This window comes from Paenibacillus daejeonensis DSM 15491, from assembly GCF_000378385.1.
Classification (GTDB): Bacteria; Bacillota; Bacilli; order Paenibacillales; family Paenibacillaceae; genus Paenibacillus_D; species Paenibacillus_D daejeonensis.
Genome location: NZ_KB899665.1, coordinates 236,913 through 263,820 on the forward strand (window position 1 = coordinate 236,913; position 26,908 = coordinate 263,820).

A 26,908-nucleotide genomic window follows, 5' to 3' on the forward strand; every position below is an offset into this window, starting at 1 on the left:
CGGAACGAAGCCAACACATGGGGGGACTTACAATGCCACGCAGACAACCATCCACAAAATCATGGCTGCATCTGTTGACGGTTATCACACTGACCACAACGGTGGCCTGCTCAACGGGCAATACAACGAATAATAATTCATCGGTGAATGATCCGGCCGCTACGCCGCCGGACAGCAACAATACGGTGCAAGAGGAGACGAACCTGGGGGCCTATCCGGAGACGGTCACGGTGTCGATCGGCGCCAGTGTCGGGGCAGGCATCAACTATCCTGAAGGCGAGAGTGTGGAGGATAACATCCACACCCGGCTGAACAAGGAGATGCTAAATATCCAGTACGAGAACAAGTTCGTGGTGGAAGCCTCCAAAATGTCCGAGAAAATCAATCTGGCAATCGCGAGCAATGACTTGCCAGATGTCCTGCTCGTCGGAGCCGAGCAGCTCCAGAAGATGATCAAGAACGATCAACTGGCCGATCTGTCGTCCGTATATGACAGTTATGCCTCTGACGAGCTGAAGCGTAATCTGGAATACCAGGACAGGGTATCCTTCGCGCCTGCCGAGATGGACGGTAAGCTCTATGGCATCCCCGCTCCCAAGGATTATGGCAACTCGATTCCGGTCATGTATATCCGGCAGGACTGGCTGGATGAGCTGGGACTCGAGCCACCGCAGACGATGGATGAGCTGACAGCTGTGGCCAAGGCTTTTGTGGAGAACGATCCTGATCAGAACGGTCAGAAGGACACGTATGCGATCTCCCTGGAGAGTGGCTTGAATACACTCGCGATGGATGCCATCGCTGCGGCGTATGGGGCTTATCCCGGGATTATGGTAGAGGATGAGAGTGGCAACATCGTATATGGCAGCACGCAGCCCCAGATGAAGGAAGCACTCGGTAAAATGCAGGAGCTGTATGCGCTCGGCGCTTTCGATCCGGAATTCGGCATTAAGGACTACTCTGTCACGGTGGAGAAAATCATGGCGGGCAAAGTAGGTATTCTGTTCGGAGCCTTCTGGAATCCGCTGTACCCTCTGAGACAGAACCTGGAGAACGAGCCGGATGCTCAGTGGAATGCCTATCCGATTCCGACACTCGATGGCGGGGAGCCCACACCCAAGGCGCTTCCATTCACGAACGAGTGGCTTGTGGTAAGCAAAGACTTCGAGCATCCCGAGGCGATTATCAAGTCGATGAATCTGTGGACCGACATGTTCATCAGCTCTACGCCAGAGCTGTTCCCTGAGGCACAGACACGCTGGTATGAGGCGCTGAGCGGTACGCACAAGGGGCTGGAGGCGCATAACTATGCCCGACCGTTCTTCTTCGATTCACCGTTTGGCAATCTGGAGGTAGGTCGGGAGCTGCGGGAGTATCAGGCAACGAATGATGAGTCGAAGCTGGTATCGGCCAAGGCGAAGGATGTGTACAACAACCAGATCAAGCCCGGAGGACTGCAAGGCTGGGCCATGGAGAAGATGTATTACGAAGCGGAGGCCGTGCTCGACAGCTACGAGTCGCTGACCTATCCAGCCTTTGTCGGGGCAGCGACACCTTCTATGCTCTCCAAGGGCTCCACGCTGGGCAAGCTGGAATCCGAAGCCTTTGTTAATATCATCATGGGCGCTTCGCTCGACACATTCGATGAGTTCGTCACCAAGTACCACAAGCTGGGCGGAGATGACATCTTGGAGGAAATCCAATCCGCATCCTAGCGACGGAAGGACACAATGAGGGCTGGGCGACCGTTGCCCGGCCCTCACTTGTTCGGGGGAGGAAAACGCATATGCTGCGTTACATTCGATTTAAGCCGGTAAATTGGCGGCGTAACTGGCCGCTGCATCTGATGCTGCTGCCGGGCTTGGCCATGCTGGCAGTGTTCCAATATGTACCGATGGTGGGGATCGTCATCGCCTTCCAGGATTTTGTACCTACCCGGGGCTTTTTCGGCTCGGAGTGGGTCGGGCTGGAGCATTTCGAGTTCATGCTGAGCTTGCCGGATACAGCAACGATTGTCATGAACACGCTCATCATTGCCGTAATGAAAATTATAATGGGCTTGCTCGTGCCGGTGGTTTTTGCCCTGCTGCTCAATGAAATTCGGCACCATCTGGTCAAACGCACGGTTCAGACGATGGTGTACTTTCCACACTTTCTGTCCTGGGTCATCCTGGGCGGCATCCTGGTCGACGTCCTGTCCATGAATGGTGGGGCTGTGAATCAGATCCTGTCGTGGTTTGGGCTGGGTCCGTATTTCTTCCTTGGCGATCCCGGTCTCTTCCGGGGGGTTATCGTTGTTACCGATGTATGGAAGGAATTTGGCTTCTCGGCCATTATCTATCTTGCTGCTCTGAGCGGTATTAATCCTGTGCTGTACGAGGCCGCAGTTATGGATGGGGCTACCCGCTGGCGGCAGGTGTGGCATGTGACGTTGCCTGGTATTATGCCCATCGTTGTCCTGATGGCGACGCTAAGCATCGGCGGCATTCTCAATGCCGGCTTCGACCAGATTTTTAACCTCTACAGTCCGCTGGTTTACAAGACCGGTGACATTATTGATACGTGGGTCTATCGGGCAGGTCTGCTTGATATGCAATATGGTCTTGCCACGGCAGTGGGGCTGTTCAAGTCAGTGGTCGGTCTTGTGCTTATCTCGGTATCCTACTGGGCCGCCTCGCGCTTTGCCAACTACCGTATCTTCTAGGAGGCCGTTATGAAAACCTATGATTCCAACGCCTACCGCCTGTTCTATGGGGTGAACCTGCTGTTTGTTATCGGGGTGGCCGTGCTGTGCGTGCTGCCGCTTATCCATCTGATGGCGGTGTCCCTTAGCGAAAAAGGGGCCGCTAACGCCAACCTGGTCGGCTTGTGGCCCGTAGGCTTCAATCTCTCAGCGTACAAGGAAGCGCTGGCTAACGAGAAATTCTATGACGCCTTTCTGGTCACGCTCCGAAGACTACTGCTAGGCACGACGGTCAACATGATCCTAACCTTCCTCATGGCCTACCCGCTCTCCAAGGAGGAACGCGCTTTTCCCTACCGCAACGTCTATGTGTGGGTGATTGTGTTCACAATGCTGTTCAGCGGCGGTCTGATTCCTGGTTACATGCTCGTCTCGCAGCTCAATCTGATTGACTCGATCTGGGCGTTAGTGCTGCCGTCAGCGGTACAGACCTTCCATGTGATCCTGCTGCTCAATTTCTTCCGGCAGTTGCCCAAGCAGTTGGAGGAGGCGTGCTACATCGACGGGGGCGGCCACTTCGTTACGCTCTTCCGGATCTATCTCCCGCTATCGATGCCGGCAGTAGCGACGCTGATCCTGTTCAGTATGGTCATGCATTGGAATGACTGGTTCTCGGGGTTAATCTATATGAACAAGGTTGATCTATATCCGCTGCAGACCTATCTGCAGGTGCTGCTGGATCAGACGAAAAAGGCCGTGACGATCGACGATGCCCGCAATGCGGCGGAAGCATCGCGGCGCTCGCTCTACTCGGCGCAGATCTTTATGGCCATGCTCCCGATTCTGCTCGTCTATCCGTTTCTTCAGAAGCATTTCACGAAGGGAATTGTTATGGGATCTATCAAGGAATAAGACTTACTTGGGATAGGGGGACTGTGAATGGGTTCCGTCAACATCATCCTGGATACTGATATCGGGCCCGACTGTGACGATGCTGGAGCAGTGGCAGTGCTGCATGCGCTAAGCAGGCTAGGAGAGGCACATATCGTCGGCATGATGCATTGCACGTCGAGCCGTTGGGGGGCCGGATGTCTGGATGCGCTGAACACTTATTATGGCCGCTCTGATATTCCGGTAGGTACGTTGAAGGATCAAGGATTCCTGGATGAGGAGCGCTATGCGTCATACAACAGGCGGATCGCTGTGCAGTTCCCGAATCGGTATCGAGGGGAGCATCTCGCGCCTGATGCCTTGGGTCTCTACCGACAATTGCTTACGGAGTCGGAGGATGCTTCGCTGGTCATTGCAGCCATCGGCCCGCTCCGCAATCTCGCCCTGCTGCTGCGCGAGGAGCCGGAGCTGGTGGCGCGCAAGGTGAAGACACTGGTCGTGATGGGGGGCAGCTTCCCTGCCGGCCGGGAGTGGAATTTCGAGATGGACCCGGCGTCTGCACGCCAAGTCGCTGCCGGTTGGCCGACGCCGATCCTCTTCGCAGGATACGAGGTTGGCTGTGCAATCCTCACGGGCAAGCGCCTGCTAACGGATGCGCCGGCTGATCATCCGGTGCGCCAGTCGTATGAGGCGTTCGGCGTAGGGGTGGCGGGACGGCCTAGCTGGGACCTGATCGCAGTCCTCCTGGCGGTGAGGGGTGTGCCGGAAGAGTGGCGCTTGTCAGACCCTGGAACGATTGAGATTGCCCCGGATGGCACCAACCGTTGGCTGCCTGGCGGGGGCCAGCATCGGTACATCACGGCCGTGGATGCTCCGGAGGCGATGGAACAGTTGCTGGAGTACTGGCTGGTTGATATGATGGGCTAGGGGTGGTATAGACATGAGGGCCATGGGGTCATGGGACAGAAGCGTTCGACTAAGTGTTTTCCTGAAGATCGTTATTGGCTTTATGCTGGTTACGATCCCTTTGCTCGTCTTCTCCCAGCTGGCGATCCGGGCCGGAATGGATGCGGCAGGGGACCGGGCGGAGGACTCATCGACAGTTCAGATGAATCTGTTTATGAAGATATTGGATGATGAGCTGACCAACATTGGACAGATGCTGATCGCCCTCAACAATGACCCTGATCTTCCGGCTTACTATCTGCAGCAGCATGAGAATTTCACCTTTCAAAACGTCTCTCTGTATCAGAACTTGAAGTCCAAGATGGGTCTGATCGCTTATGCCAATAATTATATTGCCGATGTATATCTAGTCGATCCGGAGTTGAACAAGGTTGTATCGTTTCGGGACGGCGTTCGTGAGATTGATGCAAGGAAGCAACAAATGATGGAAGCGGCTTCACGGAGCGAGACGATGTACAATCGCTACCTGGATCGGGATTATCTGTCGTATACCACACAGTTCTCCGGGCTCGGTGATGATCCGCTGAGCATCTCCTACTACTTGGGGGTCGACATCTATAAAGAACGAATTGTCGATGCGCTCAAATCGTTGGAGGAAGACAATGTGTTCCAGGTGTTCCTCGTTGAAGCTGGCTCCAACCGGCTAATTGAAGGTTCCTCGCGCCCGGAGCGTGATCGGGATATCTATGCAAGCATGGGACACGCCATACATGCCTCCGCTCATCCCTCCCGTGTCTCGTTTGGTGGCGACCATTATGTTGTCTATAATCGTACGACTACGGATCACTTATTCAGTATCGTAGCTTATGCCGACGAGCAGGAATTGCTCAAGCCCATGCATCAACTGCGACAATGGTCGACCTACCTGTGGATCGCAACAGGAATCGTCGTTTTGCTCTTTGCGTTCTTCATTTACAAGCAGATTCATTCCCCGCTAGGGAAGCTGGTTGCTTCGATGAAGGGGGTGGAGCAGGGAGATTACAGTGCGCGCATTCTGTTGGAGCAGGGCGATGAGTTTGGCTATGTCTACAAGCAATTCAATCGAATGGTTCATCAGATTCAGGTTCTGGTTGAGGAAGTGCTGCAGAAAAAAATGGAGCTGCAGGAGGCGCATTTGAAAATGCTGCAGTCCCAGATTAATCCACACTTTCTCTACAATTCGCTGTACCAGGGCTACCGGATGGCCAAGTCCGGCGAAACGGAGCATGTGGCCAGTCTGTGCAAATATCTTGGTGACTACTTCCGGTTTGTGACCCGCAACGCAATGACTGAACATGTCAGGCTTGCTGATGAGTTGCGTTTCACGGAGACCTACCTGGAGATTCAAAAGCTGCGCTTCTCTGACAGGCTCCACTCTCGTATTACGGTTGAGGATGGGCTGGAGGAGCTGCTCGTACCGGTACTAATGCTTCAGCCATTAGTCGAAAATGCGATTCTGCATGGGTTTGAGGACTACTCGAGCTTCAGTCAGATCGATATCGACATTGCGAGAACCTTGCATGATAGCGTGGTTGTAACGGTCAGGGATAATGGGGGCGGGATGTCGGCAGAGCGGCTGCAGGAAGTGAAGAAGCTGCTGGAGGCTCCCATCCTGGATCAGGAGCATTGCGGGATGTGGAATGTGCATCAGCGTCTGCTGCGCAGCTTCGCGGGCTCGTCAGGATTGATCATCGTGAGCGATGACAGCGGCACCGAGATTACATTTTCAATCGACGATAAGATTGCCACAGCAGGAATAACACCGTCGGAGGAGATGAGAGAGCATGTACAAGCTGTTGATTGTGGATGATGAGCCTTCCATTGTGGAGGGATTGGCGGAAATGATTGCTTCGCAGGATTTGCCCCTCAAGGAGATCCGATTCGCCTACTCTGCCGCAGAGGCGCAAAGCTATATCGAGCTCTCGCCTTTTGACATTATTCTGGCGGATATTCGTATGCCGAAGGCGACTGGTCTGGATCTGGTGGCCTCGATTCGGGCTGCCGGCTGGAATTGCAAGGTCATTCTTCTGACAGGCTACTCCGAGTTCGAGTATTCCAAGAAAGCACTCCAGTTAGGCGTCAGCGACTATCTGCTCAAGCCAGCGGACGACGAGGAGGTCGTTGCCAGCATCCGGAAGGTGATCGGCGAGCTCGACAGACAGCTGGAAGAAATGATGGCGTTAGAGAAGGCAAGACTGAAGCTGCAGGCCTCTGCCAGCCAGCTGAGGCATCAGATCCTGGCGGACTTGCTGCAGCCGTCCCGCGCTGCTAGCGGTGCCTCACTGCAAGCAACCCTGCAACTGCTGGATCTTGCGCTGGAGCATGGCAAGGAAGTCTATCCCGTCCTGATCCGCATTGATGACGGTGGTGGACGATTTAGTAGAGGCGACGCACCTCTGGTTCGTTTTGCGGTCCAGAATCTGGCGGAGGAAATGCTGAACCAGGCTTTCAAGGTGGAATCCGTGCATCTGGCGACCAGCCTCTCTGGCATGCTTCTCCAGCCGGTCACAGACCCGGGTCAGGAGAACCTGCAGCAGCATATTCGCATCGCCTATATTATGGAGAACGCCCAGAATACCATTTTTCGTCTACTTGGTGTGCATACCTCCATCCTGTTTCGCTCGCTGCCTGTGAGCTGGGCCGAGCTCGGACCGAATTTCCGGCTCATGAGCGATGATTTGCAGCGCCTGTCAGGGAAAGGGCTGTTAATCGACGCTGCGGATCAGACAGACCGGCTAGTGAAATCTGAAGAGGAGGCGTCCGGGTCGGTACTGATTGAGCAATTGAAGCTGTACATTGTCCAGCACTTAAATGAAGATTTGTCGCTGGATCAGCTTTCACGCCGTTTCCACGTCAATCCCACGTACTTGTCCAGGCTGTTCAAGCAAACGACGAATGAAGTACTCAGCTTGTATATCACCAAAGAAAAAATGGGCGCTGCCCGGCGCCTGCTGCTGCAGGATGGCATGAAGGTGGGGGAAGCGGCGAATCGGGTGGGCTATAACAATCCCAACTATTTTGCCAAGGTATTTCGCAACACGTTTGGCATGTCACCGCAGGAGTACAAGTCACGCATGTTCTTGTAACGAAGCATATAACCGACAGGAGGGCTGGCTTCATGGAACGTCAGGGCAGAATCGCGGTCATTGGAAGCATGAATCGGGATGTGGTGTTGAAGGTGAAGACGCATCCTCTGCCAGGGGAAACGGTCTACAGTGCGGATCTGGCTTACAACCACGGGGGAAAAGGCGCCAATCAAGCAGTGGCGGCTGCGAAGTCGGGCGCGCAAGTCGTCATGATCGGAGCAGTTGGCATGGATGACGCAGGGGCTGACTTCATCTCTTCCTTACAAGCCCAAGGCATCTGCACTAGCGGAATTAAGAGAAAAGAAGGCGATTCGGGGCAGGCATTTATCCAGGTCGATGAAGCAGCGGAGAACTGCATCATTCTGTCGCCTGGCGCAAACGGCAGATTGACGCCGGAAGACGTGCAGCAGGCTTGGACGGCTGCCGCTACCTGCAGTGCCGTATTCATCCAGAACGAAATCCCATATGAGACATCGATGGCAGCAATTATTCAGGCGGCAGCCACAGGCAAGCGTGTGTATTACAATCCTGCGCCAGCCATACGTCTGCAACAAGAAGCTTTGTCTGCCATACACTGCCTCATCCTCAACGAGATCGAAGCGGCTACGGTTCTAGAAGGAGATGGAATAGAGGATACAGACAGGGATGCGGAAGAGACTGTGCGACAGCTTCTCGCCGCAGGCGTGGAGAGCGTCATTCTCACCCTCGGCGCCCGTGGCGCTATGTATGCTGATCGGTCTGGACAATGGTATGAGGTAGCGGCATTTCAGGTGCAGGCTGTAGATACGACCGCTGCCGGCGATACCTTCATCGGCGCTTACGGAGCTATGCGGGAAATCGGTGAGGATGTAGCTTATGCGCTGCACTATGCCGCTGCTGCCGCTGCGCTATGTGTCACTCAGCACGGTGCCCAATCATCGATCCCAACCCGCACCCGAGTTGAATCCTTCCTCCAACATAACGTTACCTAAGCAGGCTTACCGCTTAAAAAACACATCCAACTCGCTCTTATTCACCGCAATGAGCCATTCCTCGGCGATGATGTCATGGCCAGCCGGGGTTGGATGGACACCGTCCCAGAGCCAGTATGCGGCGTCTGCCCGTTGGGCGGCGCGGTCGAAGGCACCTTGCAGCGGCACAAACACTGCGCCATAGGCCTCGGCCAGCCCCTGTAGTACTTCGCTGTAGTGCTTCACTTTATCCTGCCACTCGCTCCAGCCTTCCTGCGTCGCCGATCCCGGAAGCGCAAACGGTTCACACAAGACAAGTGAAGCGTCAGGCAGCACCTCACGCGTTTCCTCCAACAGATGACGATAGATGCGCTCGAAGCGATCCGTTACGCCACTGGGCAGGCCCCTCATGGTGCGCCAAACATCGTTAATTCCGATGAGGATGCTGATGAGATCCGGTTTCAGACTGATAGCGTCTTCATTCCAGCGCGCATACAAGTCGGATACCCGGTTGCCGCCGATCCCGCGGTTCAAGAACAACGGCTGCTGCTCGGCATACAGATTCCCCAGCTTGCTGGCAATCAGATTCGGATAGCCTTGGCCCAAGACGTGATTCTGATGCTCTTCTCTGCCCCTGCCACAGTCTGTGATGGAATCCCCTGTAAATAATATCGTTGTTGCCTGGCCCATACCCTCATCTCTCCCTTGTCCACAATTGATTGTCTTTTGTCTATCTTAAGCACTCGGCTTACGCTTGGCAATAGGAACAACGGAGTTCAAAATTTCCCTCGCCTGTCCAATCCGTCTTCATTCTGGCCGCTATCCTTTAGATTGTGCTATAATGAAAGGATGAACTTAGCATTCTAGAAATAAGTTAAAGGACGGGATGAGATGATTAGCACTAGCGGCGTGACGTTGCGTTACGGCAAGCGTCCGCTTTTTGAAGATGTAACGATTAAGTTTACCCCCGGCAACTGCTACGGTCTAATCGGGGCCAACGGAGCGGGCAAATCGACGTTCCTCAAAATACTCTCCGGCGAGCTCGAGCCCAATAGCGGCGACGTGCACATTACGCCAGGTGAGCGGATGGCCGTGCTGAAGCAGAACCATTATGAATATGATGAGTTCCCGGTACTAGAGACGGTTATGATGGGTCACGCACGTCTCTACGAGGTCATGAAGGAAAAAGACGCGCTCTACGCCAAAGCGGACTTCTCCGATGAAGACGGCATGCGCGCAGGAGAGCTCGAGGCAGAGTTCGCCGAGCTGAACGGTTGGGAAGCCGAATCCGAGGCTGCTGGCATGCTGAACGGACTGGGCATTCCTACAGACTATCATGATAAGCAGATGAAGGAACTCGAAGGTAACGAGAAGGTCAGAGTCTTGCTGGCTCAAGCTCTTTTTGGCAATCCACAGATCCTGCTGCTTGATGAGCCGACGAACCACTTGAACCTGGAGTCGATCCGTTGGCTGGAGAACTTCCTGCTTGATTATGAAGGCACCGTTATCGTCGTATCCCATGACCGGCACTTCCTGAACAAGGTCTGTACCCAGATTGCGGATATCGATTTTGGCAAAATCCAAGTGTATATGGGCAACTACGATTTCTGGTACGAGTCCAGCCAATTGGCGCTTAAGCTGGCGCGTGAGCAGAACAAGAAGAAGGAAGAGAAGATCAAGGAGCTGCAGGCGTTTATCCAACGCTTCAGCGCCAATGCTTCCAAGTCCAAACAGGCGACTTCCCGGAAGAAGACGCTCGACAAAATTACGCTGGATGATATCCGGCCTTCGAACCGTAAATATCCGTTCCTGAACTTCAAGCCGGAGCGTGAAGCTGGCAAGCAGTTGCTCACCGTGGATCAACTGAGCAAATCGGTGGACGGCGAGCAAGTCATCAATAACATCAGCTTCGTCGTCAACAAAGGCGACAAAATCGCTCTAGTTGGCCCGAATGGGCTGGCCAAGTCGACGCTCTTCGAAGTGGTTATGGGCGAGCTGGAGCCAGATGCTGGTGAATACAGCTGGGGCATTACGACCACACAGGCGTACTTCCCTAAGGACAACTCGGCTTATTTTGACGGCATCGAGATGAACCTGGTGGATTGGCTGCGCCAGTACTCCAAGGACCAGGATGAGACGTTCCTGCGCGGTTTCCTGGGACGGATGCTGTTCTCCGGCGAAGAAGCGCTCAAGAAAGCCAGCGTTCTCTCCGGGGGCGAGAAGGTCCGCTGTATGCTGGCGAAGATGATGCTCAATGGCGCCAACGTGCTGTTGTTCGACGAGCCAACGAATCACTTGGATCTCGAATCGATCACTGCGCTCAATAATGGCCTGATTGACTTCGACGGCACGATCCTGTTCACTTCGCATGACCACCAGTTCATCCAAACCATCGCTAACCGGATTATCGAGATTACGCCAAATGGCCTGATCGACCGGACGATGAGCTATGATGAGTATCTGGAGAGCGAAGAGGTGAAGGGGCTGCGCGAGAGCATGTACGCTACCGTGTAATCTGAAGCCTGGCGTTCTATTATGAATCAACCCCGCACCAGTCGAACCAAGGCTGCTGCGGGGTTTTTGCGTATGCGGACGAGGGGCTGGTTTTTTTTGTCGAGATAAGCCGTAATTTGTTTGAATGTTCCAGCGTATGTTTATTATAATGGTATTGACCAAGTTCCGTTTCTTATAAAGGCCTATCAAAGGAGAGAGCAGCGATGTCGTTTTTTAACAAAGTGAAGCAGGGCGCTTCAGACGCGGCCAAAAAAGCCCAGCAGACGGTTGAGATTACGAAAATGAAGAGTCAGATTTCATCCAAAGAGAAAGACATGGACAAAATCCAGCTCAAAATCGGCAAGGCGGTGTACCGTGCATTTGTGTCGGGCGACTTGGCCGAATCGGAAGTCGAGGTATTGGATTATTGCGAGGAGCTTGTCCTGCTCCAGCAAGATATTGATGCCATCGAAGACAAGATCAAGAACATGAAATCGGAGAAGACGTGTACATGCGGCAAGGTCGTGCCGATCGATCTGAAGTTCTGTCCGGAATGCGGCAAGCGGTTCCCCGATGAGCCGCGCGTCGAGGACACCACAGGCGACATTCGCGTCATCTGCCGCAAGTGCAGTGCGGAGAATGACATTGGCTCCAAGTACTGTATCCAATGCGGGGATGAGCTGTCGGAGACGCCAGTCACCTAACAGCAATCCGTGGTCTTATTTTGAGGTCTATGCGCCATGCGCATAGGCCTTTTTTAACCGCCCGCAGTAACGCACCTTTGTTCCTCTATTTGCTCGGCAACTCGCTGATTGGCTGCAGTAACGCACCTTTGTTCCTCTATTTGCTTGGCAACCTGCTGATCGTCTGCTGCAACACACCTTTGTTCCTCTATTTGCTTGGCAACCTGCTGATCGCCTGCTGTAACACACCTTTGTTCCTCTATTTGCCCGGCAACCTGCTGATCGCCTGCTGTAACGCACCTTTGTTCCTTTATTTGCTCGGCAACCTGCTGATCGGCTGCTGTAACACACCTTTGTTCCTCTATTTGCTCGCAACCCGCTGGTCGGCTGCTGTAACGCACCTTTGTTCCTCTATTTGCTTGGCAACCTGCTGATCTGCTGCTGTAACGCACCTTTGTTCCTCTATTTGCCTGGCAACCCGCTGATTGGCTGCTGTAACGCACCTTTGTTCCTCTACAGCTCCGTAAATCCGCTACCCATCCGCAGTAACGCATTTTTTGAATGCTATTATTATCTATTCGATTGGCTCGCCAACGTCACGTGACGAGCGTTGCAAAATAAGGCCGAATAGGGCCTGTGACAAGTGCTAGAGACGGGAAGGCTGTATGGGGACATGCCACTATAGGACGGCGAAGATGTTCTACTTTGCCCTTCTTATATGTGAACATTCTATGACAGAGACTGCGATTTTACTGTGACACAAGCGAGTCTGACATTTCTTCGATATGGGCAAACTGATAGACAGGCTGTACGTTTGCGTCAGTTGGGGGCTCGCAAAGAAGTTGCAGCGGTGCAGCTTTGTGCGTACCAGGTCAACACTGTTTCTCTAGACCCACAAGGGATGCGTCAGATAAGATATTTTTATTGGTGTTGAAGATATTGGAGGTGCCTGAGCTGGATACTTATGAGAACATCCGACAAGGGGAGCGGGGTGCGTGGCTGAGCATAGCCACTTATATTGTTCTCTCAGGACTGAAGCTGACGGTCGGCTATCTATTCCTGTCGGAGGCCCTGATGGCGGACGGGCTCAACAACGCAACGGATATTGTGGCCTCCGTTGCTGTACTCATCGGATTGCGGATCTCGCAGAAGCCGCCGGACAAGGATCATCCGTACGGGCATTACCGCGCTGAAACCATTGCTGCTTTGGTGGCATCCTTTATTATGGCGATGATTGGCATCCAGGTGCTGATCGGAACGGTCCGTTCGCTGTTTGGCGGCGCGCATGAAGCTCCAGGGATGCTGACCTTCTGGGTGGCGATCGGCTCATCCATCGTCATGTTTGGTGTGTACAGCTATAATCGCCGCCTGGCGCAGCGGATCAAGAGCCAGGCGTTGATGGCTGCGGCCAAGGACAATCTCTCAGATGCCTTGGTTAGTATCGGGGCTGCTATCGGGATCATTGGAGCTCGCATGGGCATGCCTTGGTTAGATCCGGTAGCGGCACTGGCCGTGGGCGTGATTATCTGTAAGACGGCGTGGGAGATTTTCTACAGTGCCACCCACGCGTTAACAGACGGCTTTGACGAGGAGAAGCTGCAATCCCTGCAAAGTGCTGTTGCCGGCATTAAGGGTGTACGTGAGATCAAGGATATCAAAGCCCGGATCCACGGCAGCAATGTGCTGGTGGATGTAATCATTCTCGTTGACCCGACGCTTACGCTAGTAGAGAGCCACCGAATCTGCGATGAGGTGGAGAAGAAAATGAAGCGTAAGCACGACATTATGAATATCCACGTCCACGTGGAGCCTTTCTTGCCCGCCACACCGTAATGCGGCGGATGAAGAGGCAGGGTAATGGGCGCCGGAGGAGATGCGATCTCTTCCGGCGCTTTTTTGTATGGAGAGCAGCAACCAAGGGCAAAAAGTTGCTTGGATTGTGGCTAAGTGTGCGAACGAGAGCAACCAAGGGTAAAAGGTTACTTGGATCGAGGGAAAGTAGGCGAACGGGAGCAACCAAAGGTAAAAAGTTACTTGGATCGAGGGAAAGTAGGCGAACGAGAGCACTAAAGGGCAAAAAGATACTTGGATCGTGAGAAAGTGGGCGAACGGGAGCAACCAAGGGTAAAAGGTTACTTGGATCGAGGCAAAGTAGGCGAACGGCGGCAACCAAGGGTAAAAGTTTACTTGAACCAGGCGAGGGCTGGCGATTGCGAACACGATCACACAGTAAGAGGATTCTGTTCCTAAAAATGGATTGACTGGTGATGCAACTCTGCCTGCATCAAGGTCGTCTAATCTGTATAGCGGCGCAAAAAGGCACCCTAAAGCGTGCAAGCTCCTAAGAACCAGTAAATCGTTTATTTTGTTCAATCCAGCTGTTTACCCATTCGAGATATGGTTTATATGTAAATATAGACATGTTACATAAAGCCGAAATAGCCCTCTGTGACGCTAGCAGAAGGGTCAATTTGGCTTGCCAATTTATTCCGGGTCCTAGATGGGGCTGGCGATTATATGGATCGCTGGTCCTATTTTTGTGCGTTCATAATCTTGCCAATTATATTTCATTCATTTGGTAATTTAATTGGCGATCCTTGGTTTGAAAGCGATATCATAAAAAATGATGAGAAATTATTCATCTTTTTCCCCCAGTTTCCAATGTCTTGTGAGGGCGAGTCGTGGGCTTGGGCAAATGGGCCTGCCGTTGGATGCAGGGGCGGGAGAGATGGCTCTAGAATGGAGACAGATTTCGACGAGAGGAGGACAGCGCACACCCCGATAATCCAGGATGGAGGTTGAGTTTTTTGAAAAAATCATTACTCACACTATTAATTATGGCCCTGTTGGTGCCGCTGCTGGCGGTCCCGGGACAAGCAGAGGCGGCAACACATATTCAAGTCAAAAAATCGGTCAGCTTTCGGGACCAACCCAATACTTCCTCGAACGTGAAGCGTTACTTGAAAGCAGGCGAACGACTCACTGTTCTTAGTCAGCCTAATTCTTACTGGTACCAAGTCCGCGATGCAGGCGGCACGGCAGGATATGTATCCTCCAGTTCACAATACATAACGGCGTCCTCCGGATCGTCCGGGTCCTCGGGCAGCGGTACGGGTCAAATTGTTAAATCTGTCTCCTTCCGGACCGGACCAGCGACAAGCGCATCACGAATTCGTTACATCGGCGCAGGGGAGACCGTAACCATCCTGAGCCAACCGAACTCTTACTGGTATCATGTACGAGATTCCAGAGGCACGACCGGTTACATCAGCAGTCAGTCCCAATATATTCGTGTAGGCGGAGGCGGAGGAGCTGCCGTACCACCATCTACTGGAGGCGGCTCCTCTCAGAACAACAATGTGGAGAAGGTCATTGCGGCTGGCGCGAAATTCCTTGGCACACCGTATCAATACGGCTCTAACCGCAACAGTACGGCTTCCTTTGACTGCTCGGCATTCGTGAGACGGGCGTTCCAGAACGGACTGGGCATCACGCTTCCTGCGGACTCAAGAGGTCAAGGCGCGCATGTCAAGAACAAGGGCAATGCCAAATCCAATTGGCGTCAACTGCAGCGCGGCGACTTGATGTTCTTCATGAGCTATCGCGGGACAAGCGCCTCCTCGTACAGCGGCATCAACAAATCCAGAGCGACAATCACACACGTGGGCATCTATCTGGGTGATGGCAAAATCCTGCACACGTATTCCAAAGAATCGGGTGGCGTGCGCACAGACAGCATTGCAGGCAAGCATTGGGAACATCGCTTCCTGTTTGGTGGCTCGGCGCTGTAAGTTCGACTCGGTAACGAGTTGACACGTGCGGCAGAATTCTTTAGTCTAAATGCATAAGCATACCACTGGTAAGGGAAGGGGAGTGTCCGGCAATGAAGAAAAGATCGCTATGCGCATTGGCTTCGGGTTACGGCTACTCCACGGCTGTTTTTTTCTAAACGCTCTATGACGGGATCCGTCTGTCTATTTAAGAGCTATAGGGGAACAGCACTTCCTAACCAGTGAGGATGTATGCACATGAGTAAATTAACAAGAAGCAATCCGGCAGGCGTGAGCCCGCCCGTAGGGAATTACAGTCATCTGACGAGGATTCCACAGGGGGCCACTCTGTATGTCAGCTCCGGGCAGGTCGGTACGGCTCCAGACGGTAGCCTGCCAGAGGCTATGCAGGAGCAGATTGCCAACACGTTCCGTAATATTGCAGCTCTGCTTCAGTCCGAGCGTCTGGAGGCCGCAGATATTGTGAAGGTGAATATCTGGGCAACCGAGGAGCTGGACTGGACGTATCTGTATGCGCAATGGGAGAATCTCTTCGGTAGCAGTTATCCGTCGATGACGGTGGGTTACCTTAGCGCACTTGGTTTGCCGGAGCTCAAGATTGAGATGGAGCTGTGGATGGCCCGTGTGGAGCTTGATGCGCACTAGAGCCTAGACGAAAAGGAAAGAGCCGCGGGATTATTCCCGCGGCTCTTTGCGTGCGACGCCGCTCTGAATGGCGGCCTGGATGACGCGGCGCCGGACTTCCTCGACGACCCGCTGATTGAATACGCTTGGGATAATGTAGTGCGGTCCCAGCTCCTCCGGCTCGATGACAGAGGCAATGGCCTCGGCGGCCGCCAGCTTCATCGGTTCGTTGATCTCGCTGGCCCGGCAGTCGAGAGCCCCCCGGAAGATGCCGGGGAAGCACAGCACATTGTTGATCTGGTTCGGATAATCGGAGCGTCCCGTCGCGAAGACAGCGACCAGCTCTTCGGCTTGCTCCGGTCGAATCTCCGGCTCTGGATTAGCCATCGCGAATACGATGGGCTGGTCGGCCATCGACCGGATATGGTCGCGGCTAAGGATGCCGCCCGCTGAGACGCCAATGAAGACGTCGGCCTGCTCCAGTGCCTCTGACAAGCCGCCATGCAGCCGGTCAGGGTTGGTATGCTCAGCATACCATTGCCACATCGGATGAGCATATGTATGGTCCGCGCTCAGAATCCCTTCCCGGTCGACGCCTAGGATGTTCCTGGCACCGCCGGCCAATAGCATCTTGGTGCAGGCGGTACCGGCAGCGCCAATACCGCAGACGACGATGCGAACCTCCTCAATTGACTTGCCAACCAGCTTGAGGGCATTAATAAGGCCGGCATACAGAACAACAGCGGTGCCGTGCTGGTCATCGTGAAATACCGGGATATCGAGTTCCTCACGCAGCCGCTGTTCAATCTCAAAGCACCGGGGCGCAGCAATGTCCTCCAGATTAATCCCGCCGAAGGCAGGGGCAATCGCCTTGACCGAGGCAATGATACTATCGGTATCCTGGGTATCCAGGCAGATCGGGAAGGCATCAACTTCTGCGAATTGCTTGAAGAGCATGGCTTTGCCCTCCATCACAGGCATCGCTGCATACGGTCCGATATTGCCGAGCCCGAGTACGGCACTACCGTCAGAGACGACAGCTACCATGTTGCGTTTCACTGTCAATGTGAAAGCCTTGGAAGGGTCTTCATGGATGGCTGTGCAGACGCGGGCAACCTCCGGTGTATATACCCGGGAGAGGTCGTCCCGGTTCTGAATCGGTGTTTTGGGAGCAATGGCGATTTTGCCGCCGAGATGAAGCAGGAATGTGCGGTCTGACACATTGACCAGGCGGATGCCTGGGAGCTCAGCGAGGGCCTTGGCTATTTTGTCCGTCATCGAGGCCGCCCCGACCTTGACCGTGAGGTCGCGGACGGTCCGCTCCCGTCCGGTCTGAATGACGTCGATAGCGACAACGTCGCCTCCAGCCTGTTCTATGGCTGATGCTGCACGGCTGAAATTAGCCAGCTTGGTGTCGAGCTCCAGTCGCAGGATAATCGTTTTTCCGTCAAGCGATTTGCCATTCATAGCAATTCCTCCGTTTTTTATCCTATTATGACACTGTATAAAAGAAAAACCGCCCTTTACAATATGTAAGCGGCGGTCGGTCTCTAGGAGTTGGTTATTGCATCATAGCCAGCACGGCTTGTGAGCATTTAGTTGGGCTATACTGCTGGTTGCGCTTGCTGATCAAGGTATGGCGGAACTGCGAGGACGCATAAGGCTCCTTGATCATGGTAAACCATTTGTCGATGGTCTCAGTGGAGGTCAGCATCTCACCGAAGCCATGCTGAATGAAGTATTCGCAGTTCTCTTCCTCCTGGCCGGGGATCGGCTCGTAGAATAGCATCGGGATGCCTTTGCTTAATCCCTCCGTACAGGTCATGCCTCCAGGCTTGGTAATGAGCAGATCCGAGACATCCATCAGCTTGCTGACGTCATTGGTGAAGCCCAGCACTTTAATATTGGGGTGCTGAAAGTTGGGGTCGGCTTGCAGCTTCTCTCGGACTTTGTCATTATTGCCAACGCAGAAGATCAGTTGTATGTTCTCCCGGTAGCGGGTCATATATTCCATGATGTGATTATTATCGCTGAGCAATCCCCAGCCGCCGCCCATAATGAGTACCGTCGGCATATTCTTGAGCTCGAACTCCTGCTGGATGGCCGGCTTGTCATAGGACTGCCAGAAGGTCGGATGTACAGGGATACCTGTCACCTCAATCCGAGTGGCAGAAATGCCGTGGGTCATCAGCTTTTTTTTCACGAGCGGTGTCGATACCAGGTATTTGTTCACTTCTGGACTCGTCCAGGTGCCATGCGCATCATAGTCCGTAATCAGGGTATATAGGGGAACATCCAGCCCCAGTCGCTTGAGCCGAGCCACAACCGCATTGGGCACCGGGTGGGTGCAGACAATCAGATCGGGTTTCAGCTGAGAGATGACTTGGGCGGTCTGGGTGTAAAATACGCGATGCAGCGCCAGCTGCGTAAAGCGGTTCAGCGATTTGTGGTACTGCGTGCGATACATCATGCCGACAAGCTTCGGCTGTTTGCTGACCGTCTTGCGATATGCAGACATGATCCAGGGTCCGACAACCGGATTAAGAAATTTGCCCAATTCAATGACACGAGCCTGAATGCCCGGAGAGAGCTGCTTCAGTCCCACGGCCAGCGCATAGGCGGCTTGGGTATGTCCAGAGCCGAATCCTTCGGAGAGCAGAAGCACTCTTTTCTTCCGCATCATCTCACCTACTTTTCCTAATTACCATATTACGACTTGAAAGCAGCCAAGACAAGATTAGAAATAGCACTTGCGCCTGTCTACTACATTAAATTATCCTAAAGGATAAGTAAACCATCCAATGAGAAGACAAATCATAGGAATCTGACCGACATGGGGGGATCTAGGCAATGAAAGAAACCGGACAGCAATTGGAGATCGGATCCACGGTAAAAATGGACTACAAAACCGGGGTCTATGTCGGAGAACTGATCGAAGTGAATGCGCCCCGTGGCGTCGTCAAGGTATTGGCGGTGCTCAAGCACCCGGACCAGGGGGACCTGCATAACCCCTACGATCCTGACGTGCCGATGTTTCATGAACGGCGGGCCCTCAGCTATACTGAAAAAGCGCTTACGCTGCTACGCGACATCAAGCCTTATGCTGGCAAAGTGCCGGAATACAAGGCGTCGCTCGCCCAAGCCCTTCAAGCCGAAATCGACATGCTGGACAAGCTCAAGCGCTGGGCCGAGCGTGGTCTGGAGCAGTTAGAGGGACTGGGCCGCGAATACAAGTAAGCTGACCAAGTATAGCATGCGATGAAATTGAAAATTAATCAAACGAATCGCGCTGGGGGCTCTGACGGCCACCATTGGTGGTCGTTAGAGCAGGGGAGGGTGGTTGTCCAGCCGGCGATCTACTGCTAGGCGTCGCCTACCCTGCGCGTCCTCGCTGCCCTTCCGGCTAACGGCCATATATGCGCTTATTTGCCTTCAAAAGGTAGCTCATCATTTCTAACGGCCATATATGCGCCTATTGTGGCCAAACAGACCACTGGAGCCTCGAAAACCTCCAATAAGTGCGCTGGTGGCCGTTAGAATTCAAAGTGACTCGATTTGGGCGAAATAGCGGCTGTGGTGGCCGTTACAAAATCTCTAGAAGCGCTCTGGCGGCCGTTAGAGCAGAAGTTACATTTCCTACAAAGGGGCCGTCCACCGTCAGCTTTCACTGACTTTTGGACAGCCCCTCTTGGATGTTGGAAAATTACTTATTAATGAAGGCCGTTTTTGTAGGTGCGCTGTATACGACTTGAAAACCGAGGCCGTCCGCGAGGACAGCGAGCGGAACGTAGGTTTTCATCTCCCCGTTCATTGGCTGCAGATAAGCCGGAGTATCGATAGTGACCGGCTGGCCGTTCACCCGCATGACGGACGAATCGATCTGCAGAACCACTTCGCGGCCGCCGCTGCGAATTGTCGCTGTCTTGGCCTTGCCGTCCCACACGGTTGTCGCCTTCATGGCATCAGCGATGTCCTTGATGGCCAGGTAGGTGCGATTTTCCTTCAATACTGGCCGGTTCACCGTAATTAATTCGCTGCCGTCGACGACGACAGAGATTCCGACGCCTTCCGGACGCGCAGCAACGACACGTTCTTCACCCCAGATCGACTGGGCAAAAGCACCCCCGATAGCGGCATAGCCTACCTGATTGGGATGGATGTCGCGGCGCATGATGTAGGTCATGCCCAGTTCCTTGCCTACGAAGGCTTCTGCACTGTAGGCTGCCCTTACATCGCTGCCATTATCAGTGAATCGCTTGACGACCTCGCCCAACCGGCCTTGAATTAGCCTGATGCTCTCTTGAAACAGCTGGTACTGGGCGTGGGTGACACCTGCGATGGCACTATTGGGGACCGGCGAGTAGAAATCAGAGATGACGATGCTGGCTTCAGGACGAACCTCCAGAATGGTCTGGATGGCAGACTCCATTGAAGCTTCATACTGATTCATTGTTTCTGTACGCCAGGCTTCAATTTCCTCTTTGCTCTTATTTACCATATCAATCAGTGCAGTGAAATTGTTGGCGCCAATCGTAATGACGACCAGGTCCGCCTGCTGCAAATCCTGTCCCAGCTGTGCCGTACGCGCCACAATCTGGGCAGCACGGGGATCCGTCACTGCGCCAGCTATGGCAGCAGGTGTGACCGTGCGTCCGTCACGGGCAGCTGCCAGCCAGGCTTCGAGACCTTCGATACGGAGACCCAGAATGCCGTAGTTGGCGACCTCAGCGCGGCCCCGGAACAGCGCTTGCTCATAGACCCGCTCTACATACCCGTAGGGGACGGAGGTTTCCGTGAATCCGAATTCATACCCGGCCGTGAGTGAATCGCCGATTGCAACGATCCGGTACGGTTCATAGGTGGCCGCCACATTCTCAGAGATAACTGCAGGTGCAGGGGCCGGAGCGGCAGCTCCCGCGGGCAGAGCGCCGAGCAGCAATGTGCCGGACAAGAGAGCGGCAGCAGAGATTTTACCCAGTTTCCTTAAGTTGCTATACAAATCGTCCACATCCTTTTGCTATAATTTTAAGAGGCCGCTTTTGATCACGAAGTGATGCATGGAAGTGAATTCGACATCGAATCTTGAATGCAGTCGGATAAGAGTTTCCGAAGGAAACTGGCTGCGTAAGCTTCTTCTTAGGTGCTCACGTAGCCACGCTTCCGAGGTCGTTTTCTTCGAAAACGTGGACCGCTCCTCATTTCCTCCTGCCTCCAACCTTCTCGGTGCTGAAAAGCGATCTTTTTAATCTTTTATTAAATTGACAAGCTGCGTTCAAAGAAACTTATCAAGATTATAAAAATATTAAATTGATATCGTTTTGGCGTAATGATAAAATAATGGAATACTAAAAACCCGCAATGGGACTGTTATGCTGCGGATGGAATGTGAACAATCTGTCCTTCATGGCAGCGAAATTCATGTGAATAGTACAAACTTTTCGTGATTTCCTGCATTATGTAAGGTTCGGTCACCGTGTATGCTTAAGTCCATGCTTAGGAACCACGTGACCCTGTTGTCTTCCTTTTGGCAGCACGGCCGGGACTTAGAGCGGTTGTTCAAAAAGATTCCAATTGATCACGAAGAGAGTCAGGAAGCTAACTCGACATCGAATCTTGCGTTTACCTTTGAAGTCCGGTGCTCATGTAGGTCTGCCTACACTCCGCTCCTCCTTCTTCAGGTTCTCGTAAGCCAAGACGTTTTCGCAGAAAACGTTGCTTCGTAAGCCTAAGCTTCGGTGCTGAATCGTGACCTTTTTGAACACGCATTTAGAGGTCCTGCGCCCACAGATTTATTTTAAGTTATAACGGGCTGGAGTGAAAGCTTTTTGTTGCTGAATACAAGTGTGCGGCTGGATTCTATCTTTTCGGCAAGCGAGAACTGATCCTTACGTTAGAATCCCAGCAGACTTTCAATAAGTCTGTACACTTGTGTTTTTGTCGCGGGCGCGTGCCGACCCTGAGGTCAGGGCACACCGGGGCGGCGAGCTTTGTGACTTCTTGTAACAGAAGTTATGTATAAGTACTACTCCAGCGGCGGACGGATGAACGAACGCTTTCGGATGGGCTGGATCAAATCTTTTGATAGAAAGGTTGCATTGCATACAATGAAAGATACACGTTATGGATTGCCGCCTAAGCAAGGCCTGTATGATCCGCAGTATGAGAAAGACGCTTGCGGTATGGGGTTTGTGGCGAACATCAAAGGCATCAAATCACACACAATCGTACGTCAGGCGCTCACGGTTCTCGAGAACATGGAGCACCGCGGCGGCCAGGGAAGCGAGCCGAACACCGGCGATGGCGCAGGTATTCTGCTCCAGATCCCGCACGGCTTCTTCACGCGCGAGATGGCCAAGGCAGACGTGGTCCTGCCGGCTGAGGGCGATTACGCCGTAGGCATGATTTTCTTCCCGCAAGACGAGCAGGCGCGCAGCGAGCATGAGCGCCGTCTCGAAGCGATCATCGCCGAGGAAGGCCAGACGGTGCTGGGCTGGCGCACCGTGCCTACCAACGACGAGAAGCTCGGTGAATCCGCACGGGCGGCTATGCCTTATGTGCGTCAGGTCTTTATCGGCCGTGCAGCAGGTCTTGAGGGTGAACTGCCGTTTGAGCGCAAGCTGTATGTCATCCGCAAGCGCGCCGAGCATGCGATCCGCTACTCGGGACTTGAGGGCGGAGATATGTTCTATTTCCCAAGCCTCTCGAGCAAGAAGATCGTCTACAAAGGCATGCTGACCACGGAGCAGGTCCGCTCGTTCTATGTGGAGCTGAACGATGAGACGCTGGATTCGGCGATCGCACTCGTGCATTCCCGTTTCAGTACGAACACGTTCCCGAGCTGGGAGCGCGCGCATCCTTACAGATATATCATTCATAACGGAGAGATCAATACGCTCCGTGGCAATGTGAACTGGATGCATGCCCGCCAGTCCCTGTTCGAGTCGGCGTTGTTCGGCGAAGACATGGCCAAGGTCAAGCCGATCATCAACCCGGATGGTTCGGATACGGCGATGTTCGACAACACCCTGGAGTTCCTCTATCTCTCCGGTCGTTCGCTTCCTCATGCAGCCATGATGATGATTCCAGAGCCATGGTCCAACCACGAGAGCATGGACGATGACAAAAAAGCGTTCTATGAATATCACAGCACATTGATGGAACCGTGGGACGGACCTGCGGCGATGGGCTTCACCGACGGTACCCGGATCGGTGCAACGCTCGACCGCAACGGCTTGCGCCCTGCCCGTTACTACGTGACCAAGGACGATGTCATCATCCTGGGATCGGAAGCAGGCACCGTGCCTGTAGATCCTGCGAACATTCTATATAAGGATCGTCTGCGTCCAGGCAAGATGCTGCTCGTCGATACAGAGCAAGGTCGCATCATTGCCGACGAAGAAGTCAAAGCTGAGATATCCGCGGAGAAGCCTTACCGTGAGTGGCTGAACGAGAACCTGATCAGTCTGCAGGAACTGCCGGAGGCGCCTGAGCTGCCGGAACCGGACCATGAGACGGTCAAGCGTCGTCAGCAAGCTTTTGGCTACACGTATGAAGATCTGCGCAAAATTATTGAACCAATGGCAAGCAGCGGCGTAGAGCCGATCGCTTCCATGGGCTATGACGCACCGCTGGCAGTGCTCTCCGAGCGCCCGCAGCGTCTGTTCAACTACTTCAAGCAGCTGTTCGCACAGGTAACCAATCCACCGATTGATGCGATCCGTGAGGAGATTATTACGGCCACTGGCACAACCATTGGCTCCGAGCGCAATCTGCTGGATCCGGAGCCTGAGAGCTGCCGTCATATCCGTCTGGATTCGCCGATCCTCTCCAACGAGGATTTCGCGAGACTGCGTCATGTACGCCGTCCAGGCTTCAAATCGATCACGCTGCCGATCTTCTTCCCGTCAGACCGTGGCGAGGAAGGGCTGCGCGCCGCCATCGAAGAGATGTGCACAGCTGCCGACCGCGTCATCGACAAGGGTCATAATGTACTGATCCTCTCTGACCGTGGTATCGATCGTGAGAATGCTGCGATTCCGTCGCTGCTGGCTGTATCGGCGCTGCACCATCACTTGATCCGTCAAGGTACGCGGACCCGCGTCAGTCTCCTGCTGGAGTCCGGCGAGCCGCGCGAGGTGCATCACTATGCCTTGCTGCTCGGCTACGGCGTGAGCGCGGTTAACCCGTATCTGGCCTTCGAATCGCTCGATGACATGATTCGCGAGAACATGCTGAACAATATTTCGCACGACAAAGCCGTGCGCAACTATATCAAGGCTGCAACGAAAGGCGTCGTAAAGATCCTCTCCAAGATGGGCATCTCGACAATCCAATCGTACCGCGGCGCCCAGATCTTCGAGGCTGTTGGCCTGCAGGAAGATCTGGTGGACCAATACTTCACCTGGACCCCATCCCGCATCGGCGGCATCGGTCTGGACGTCATCGCCCGCGAGGCGCTTGAGCCTCATCACCTGGCATATGACGACAAGGAAGGAACCGAGCGCGAGCTGTCCTCTGGCGGCGAGTACCAATGGCGCAAAGACGGCGAAGATCATCTGTTCAACCCGCAGACGATCCATACGCTGCAGATGTCTGCCCGTGCCAATGACTACAACCTGTACAAGAAGTATTCGGCACTTGTTCAAGGCGAAGATCAGAAGCACAGCACGCTGCGTTCTCTGCTGAGCTTCAAGAAAGACGGCAATGTCGTCCCTCTTGAAGAAGTAGAATCGGTTGAATCCATCGTCAAGCGTTTCAAAACGGGTGCGATGTCCTTCGGTTCGATCAGTAAGGAAGCACACGAGAGTCTGGCTATTGCGATGAACCGTATCGGCGGCAAATCCAATACTGGTGAAGGTGGCGAGGATCCGGACCGCTATACACCGGACGCTAATGGCGATCTGCGCCGCAGTGCAATCAAGCAGGTAGCTTCCGGACGCTTCGGGGTTACCAGTAACTATCTTGTCAACGCGGACGAGATTCAGATCAAGATGGCCCAAGGTGCAAAGCCTGGCGAGGGCGGACAGCTGCCTGGCCGCAAGGTGTACCCATGGGTAGCGGAAGTACGTGGCTCGACGCCTGGCGTGGGCCTCATCTCACCGCCTCCGCATCATGATATCTATTCGATCGAGGATCTGGCTGAGCTGATTCACGACCTGAAGAACGCGAACCCGCGGGCTCGCATCAACGTCAAGCTCGTATCGGCTGTAGGTGTCGGCACGATTGCAGCTGGCGTAGCCAAAGGCCGCGCAGACGTCATCCTGATCAGTGGCTATGACGGCGGTACAGGCGCTTCTCCGATGAACTCGGTGCGCCATGCCGGTATGCCGTGGGAGCTCGGCCTCGCTGAGACCCATCAGACCCTGATGCTCAACAACCTGCGCGATCGCGTCGTTGTCGAGTGCGACGGCAAGATGATGAACGGACGCGATCTGGCGATCGCTGCGTTGCTCGGTGCTGAGGAGTTCGGCTTCTCGACTGCGCCACTCGTCGTCATTGGCTGCGTCATGATGCGCGTCTGTCAGTTGGACACTTGTCCGGTCGGCGTCGCGACTCAGAATCCTGAGCTTCGCAAGAAGTTCATGGGCGATCCGGAGCATGTAGTTAACTTTATGTTGTTCGTTGCACAAGAGCTGCGCGAGATTATGGCAGAGCTGGGCTTCCGTACAATTGAAGAGATGGTTGGCCGTGTCGACAAGCTGGAGACCAAGCACCTGATCGATACGTACAAAGCCAAAGGCGTAGATTTGACGCCGCTGCTGCATCAATCCGAAGCGACCAAGGACGCTGTACGTTACAACGTACAACAGCAAAACCATGGTCTGGAAGAGTCGCTGGATATGCAAAAGCTGCTGCCGCTGGCTATGCCGGCGCTGGAGAATGGCGAGCAGGTTTCCGGCACGCTGGATATCTGCAACACCAACCGTGTTGTCGGCACGATCCTCGGCAGCGAGGTGACACGCCGCTACGGAGCCGCAGGTCTTCCGGAAGATACGATCAAGCTGCACTTTGTCGGTTCGGCCGGTCAAAGCTTCGGCGCCTTCGTACCCAAAGGCATCACGCTCTCCCTGGAGGGTGATTCCAATGACTACGTCGGCAAGGGTCTGTCGGGCGGCAAGATTGTTGTAGCGCCATCCCCTGCAGCGACCTTCGCAGCAGAGGACAACGTCATTATCGGCAACACAGCGTTCTACGGAGCGACTGGCGGCGAAGCGTACATCCGCGGCATCGCGGGCGAGCGTTTTGCTGTACGTAACAGTGGCGTGTCCGTTGTCGTCGAAGGCGTGGGCGACCACGGCTGCGAATATATGACGGGCGGCAGAGTCGTCGTTCTGGGTGAGACCGGACGTAACTTTGCAGCAGGGATGTCGGGTGGTATCGCCTATATCCTGGATCGCAATGGCGACTTCTACAAGCATTGCAACCTGGAGATGGTTGCCCTGGAGCGTGTCGAGGAAGAGCGCGATATCGCTGAACTGCGCAACCTGATCGAGCGTCATGTCGAATACACGGGTAGTAGCCCGGGTCAAGCGGTATTGGCGGACTGGGAGCAATCGCTGGATCAATTCGTCAAGGTTATTCCGAAGGACTACAAACGGATGCTGGCCCAGATCGATAAGATGGAGCAATCCGGTCTTGAGGGCGAAGCGGCACTGTTGGCAGCTTTTGAAGCCAACATGCGTGAGCTGGCTCGCGTAGGCGGCAACTAATCATTATGCATACAAGTAAGCGGAAGCCATCGGGCTTCCGCTTTTTTTGCGTT

The 26,908-nt window shown here is 54.0% G+C and carries 20 protein-coding genes; 16 read left to right on the forward strand and 4 right to left on the reverse strand.

The annotated features are described in order from the left end of the window. The first annotated feature begins 32 nt into the window (after positions 1 to 32). From F556_RS0119720 to rbsK, 7 genes are all read left to right on the forward strand, one after another. Positions 33 to 1,715, forward strand: a complete 1,683-nt coding sequence (locus F556_RS0119720) for an extracellular solute-binding protein (RefSeq protein ID WP_020618719.1) — start codon at positions 33 to 35, stop codon at positions 1,713 to 1,715. 71 nt (positions 1,716 to 1,786) lie between these two features. Next, the gene (locus F556_RS0119725) at positions 1,787 to 2,704 is read left to right on the forward strand and encodes an ABC transporter permease (RefSeq protein ID WP_020618720.1); all 918 of its coding nucleotides are present in this window, start codon (positions 1,787 to 1,789) and stop codon (positions 2,702 to 2,704) included. Between the two features lie 9 nt (positions 2,705 to 2,713). Next, positions 2,714 to 3,595 (forward strand): carbohydrate ABC transporter permease, encoded by an 882-nt coding sequence (locus F556_RS0119730; protein ID WP_020618721.1) that lies wholly within the window; start codon positions 2,714 to 2,716, stop codon positions 3,593 to 3,595. A gap of 27 nt (positions 3,596 to 3,622) precedes the next feature. Continuing rightward, positions 3,623 to 4,501: a nucleoside hydrolase gene (locus tag F556_RS34610; protein ID WP_020618722.1), complete on the forward strand. Its 879-nt coding sequence runs from the start codon at positions 3,623 to 3,625 to the stop codon at positions 4,499 to 4,501. A gap of 13 nt (positions 4,502 to 4,514) precedes the next feature. Then, on the forward strand, positions 4,515 to 6,329 hold the full coding sequence (locus F556_RS0119740) for a sensor histidine kinase (protein WP_020618723.1): 1,815 nt from the start codon (positions 4,515 to 4,517) through the stop codon (positions 6,327 to 6,329). Beyond that, positions 6,304 to 7,605, forward strand: a complete 1,302-nt coding sequence (locus F556_RS0119745) for a response regulator transcription factor (protein WP_020618724.1) — start codon at positions 6,304 to 6,306, stop codon at positions 7,603 to 7,605. Before F556_RS0119740 ends, F556_RS0119745 begins: the two co-directional genes overlap by 26 nt. Before the next feature lie 32 nt (positions 7,606 to 7,637). Then, positions 7,638 to 8,576, forward strand: a complete 939-nt coding sequence (rbsK, locus tag F556_RS0119750) for a ribokinase (RefSeq protein WP_020618725.1) — start codon at positions 7,638 to 7,640, stop codon at positions 8,574 to 8,576. A gap of 6 nt (positions 8,577 to 8,582) precedes the next feature. Here rbsK and F556_RS0119755 read toward each other — a convergent pair whose 3' ends face one another. Next, positions 8,583 to 9,245: an SGNH/GDSL hydrolase family protein gene (locus tag F556_RS0119755; protein ID WP_020618726.1), complete on the reverse strand. Its 663-nt coding sequence runs from the start codon at positions 9,243 to 9,245 to the stop codon at positions 8,583 to 8,585. A gap of 201 nt (positions 9,246 to 9,446) precedes the next feature. Here F556_RS0119755 and F556_RS0119760 point away from each other — a divergent pair, with 201 nt between their 5' ends. From F556_RS0119760 to F556_RS0119790, 7 genes are all read left to right on the forward strand, one after another. Continuing rightward, on the forward strand, positions 9,447 to 11,069 hold the full coding sequence (locus tag F556_RS0119760; RefSeq protein ID WP_020618727.1) for an ABC-F family ATP-binding cassette domain-containing protein: 1,623 nt from the start codon (positions 9,447 to 9,449) through the stop codon (positions 11,067 to 11,069). Positions 11,070 to 11,272: 203 nt separating this feature from the next. Continuing rightward, complete coding sequence (locus F556_RS34615; protein WP_020618728.1) at positions 11,273 to 11,752, forward strand: zinc ribbon domain-containing protein; 480 nt, start codon at positions 11,273 to 11,275, stop codon at positions 11,750 to 11,752. A gap of 29 nt (positions 11,753 to 11,781) precedes the next feature. Further along, positions 11,782 to 12,165, forward strand: coding sequence for a hypothetical protein (locus tag F556_RS37945; protein WP_157272850.1), 384 nt, complete (start codon positions 11,782 to 11,784; stop codon positions 12,163 to 12,165). After that, a complete protein-coding gene (locus tag F556_RS37950; protein WP_157272851.1) occupies positions 12,135 to 12,335 on the forward strand; it encodes a hypothetical protein in 201 nt (66 codons plus the stop codon). The genes F556_RS37945 and F556_RS37950 overlap by 31 nt, the downstream gene beginning before the upstream one ends. A 323-nt stretch (positions 12,336 to 12,658) precedes the next feature. Beyond that, a complete protein-coding gene (locus F556_RS0119775) occupies positions 12,659 to 13,564 on the forward strand; it encodes a cation diffusion facilitator family transporter (RefSeq protein ID WP_020618730.1) in 906 nt (301 codons plus the stop codon). Between the two features lie 974 nt (positions 13,565 to 14,538). Next, positions 14,539 to 15,522 carry a C40 family peptidase gene (locus tag F556_RS0119785; RefSeq protein ID WP_020618732.1) on the forward strand — a complete coding sequence of 328 codons (984 nt, stop codon included), beginning with the start codon at positions 14,539 to 14,541 and terminating at the stop codon, positions 15,520 to 15,522. A gap of 237 nt (positions 15,523 to 15,759) precedes the next feature. After that, positions 15,760 to 16,167: a RidA family protein gene (locus tag F556_RS0119790; protein ID WP_020618733.1), complete on the forward strand. Its 408-nt coding sequence runs from the start codon at positions 15,760 to 15,762 to the stop codon at positions 16,165 to 16,167. Between the two features lie 30 nt (positions 16,168 to 16,197). Here F556_RS0119790 and F556_RS0119795 read toward each other — a convergent pair whose 3' ends face one another. Together F556_RS0119795 and F556_RS0119800 are read right to left on the reverse strand one after the other, a co-directional pair. Further along, a complete protein-coding gene (locus tag F556_RS0119795) occupies positions 16,198 to 17,613 on the reverse strand; it encodes an NAD-dependent malic enzyme (protein ID WP_020618734.1) in 1,416 nt (471 codons plus the stop codon). A 94-nt stretch (positions 17,614 to 17,707) separates the two neighbouring features. Continuing rightward, a complete protein-coding gene (locus tag F556_RS0119800) occupies positions 17,708 to 18,826 on the reverse strand; it encodes a UDP-N-acetylglucosamine--LPS N-acetylglucosamine transferase (protein WP_026297390.1) in 1,119 nt (372 codons plus the stop codon). Positions 18,827 to 18,996: 170 nt separating this feature from the next. On the opposite strand from F556_RS0119800, the gene kapB reads away from it, so the two are divergent. Then, a complete protein-coding gene (kapB, locus tag F556_RS0119805) occupies positions 18,997 to 19,383 on the forward strand; it encodes a kinase-associated lipoprotein KapB (RefSeq protein ID WP_020618736.1) in 387 nt (128 codons plus the stop codon). A 466-nt stretch (positions 19,384 to 19,849) separates the two neighbouring features. Here kapB and F556_RS0119810 read toward each other — a convergent pair whose 3' ends face one another. Then, a complete protein-coding gene (locus tag F556_RS0119810) occupies positions 19,850 to 21,145 on the reverse strand; it encodes a stalk domain-containing protein (protein ID WP_020618737.1) in 1,296 nt (431 codons plus the stop codon). Positions 21,146 to 22,250: 1,105 nt separating this feature from the next. On the opposite strand from F556_RS0119810, the gene gltB reads away from it, so the two are divergent. Beyond that, positions 22,251 to 26,855 (forward strand): glutamate synthase large subunit, encoded by a 4,605-nt coding sequence (gene gltB / locus F556_RS0119815; RefSeq protein ID WP_026297392.1) that lies wholly within the window; start codon positions 22,251 to 22,253, stop codon positions 26,853 to 26,855. Positions 26,856 to 26,908: the final 53 nt, after the last annotated feature.

Excerpts from the sequence above, each read along its gene's own strand:
- F556_RS0119745 (WP_020618724.1), top strand. The coding sequence starts at position 6,304 with ATGTACAAGCTGTTGATTGTGGATGATGAGCCTTCCATTGTGGAGGGA.
- F556_RS34610 (WP_020618722.1), top strand. The coding sequence starts at position 3,623 with ATGGGTTCCGTCAACATCATCCTGGATACTGATATCGGGCCCGACTGT.
- F556_RS37945 (WP_157272850.1), top strand. The coding sequence starts at position 11,782 with ATGCGCCATGCGCATAGGCCTTTTTTAACCGCCCGCAGTAACGCACCT.
- F556_RS0119740 (WP_020618723.1), top strand. The coding sequence starts at position 4,515 with ATGAGGGCCATGGGGTCATGGGACAGAAGCGTTCGACTAAGTGTTTTC.
- F556_RS0119720 (WP_020618719.1), top strand. The coding sequence starts at position 33 with ATGCCACGCAGACAACCATCCACAAAATCATGGCTGCATCTGTTGACG.
- F556_RS0119755 (WP_020618726.1), bottom strand. The coding sequence starts at position 9,245 with ATGGGCCAGGCAACAACGATATTATTTACAGGGGATTCCATCACAGAC.
- F556_RS0119725 (WP_020618720.1), top strand. The coding sequence starts at position 1,787 with ATGCTGCGTTACATTCGATTTAAGCCGGTAAATTGGCGGCGTAACTGG.
- F556_RS0119795 (WP_020618734.1), bottom strand. The coding sequence starts at position 17,613 with ATGAATGGCAAATCGCTTGACGGAAAAACGATTATCCTGCGACTGGAG.
- F556_RS0119790 (WP_020618733.1), top strand. The coding sequence starts at position 15,760 with ATGAGTAAATTAACAAGAAGCAATCCGGCAGGCGTGAGCCCGCCCGTA.
- F556_RS34615 (WP_020618728.1), top strand. The coding sequence starts at position 11,273 with ATGTCGTTTTTTAACAAAGTGAAGCAGGGCGCTTCAGACGCGGCCAAA.
- F556_RS0119760 (WP_020618727.1), top strand. The coding sequence starts at position 9,447 with ATGATTAGCACTAGCGGCGTGACGTTGCGTTACGGCAAGCGTCCGCTT.
- F556_RS0119730 (WP_020618721.1), top strand. The coding sequence starts at position 2,714 with ATGAAAACCTATGATTCCAACGCCTACCGCCTGTTCTATGGGGTGAAC.
- F556_RS0119800 (WP_026297390.1), bottom strand. The coding sequence starts at position 18,826 with ATGCGGAAGAAAAGAGTGCTTCTGCTCTCCGAAGGATTCGGCTCTGGA.
- rbsK (WP_020618725.1), top strand. The coding sequence starts at position 7,638 with ATGGAACGTCAGGGCAGAATCGCGGTCATTGGAAGCATGAATCGGGAT.
- gltB (WP_026297392.1), top strand. The coding sequence starts at position 22,251 with ATGAAAGATACACGTTATGGATTGCCGCCTAAGCAAGGCCTGTATGAT.
- kapB (WP_020618736.1), top strand. The coding sequence starts at position 18,997 with ATGAAAGAAACCGGACAGCAATTGGAGATCGGATCCACGGTAAAAATG.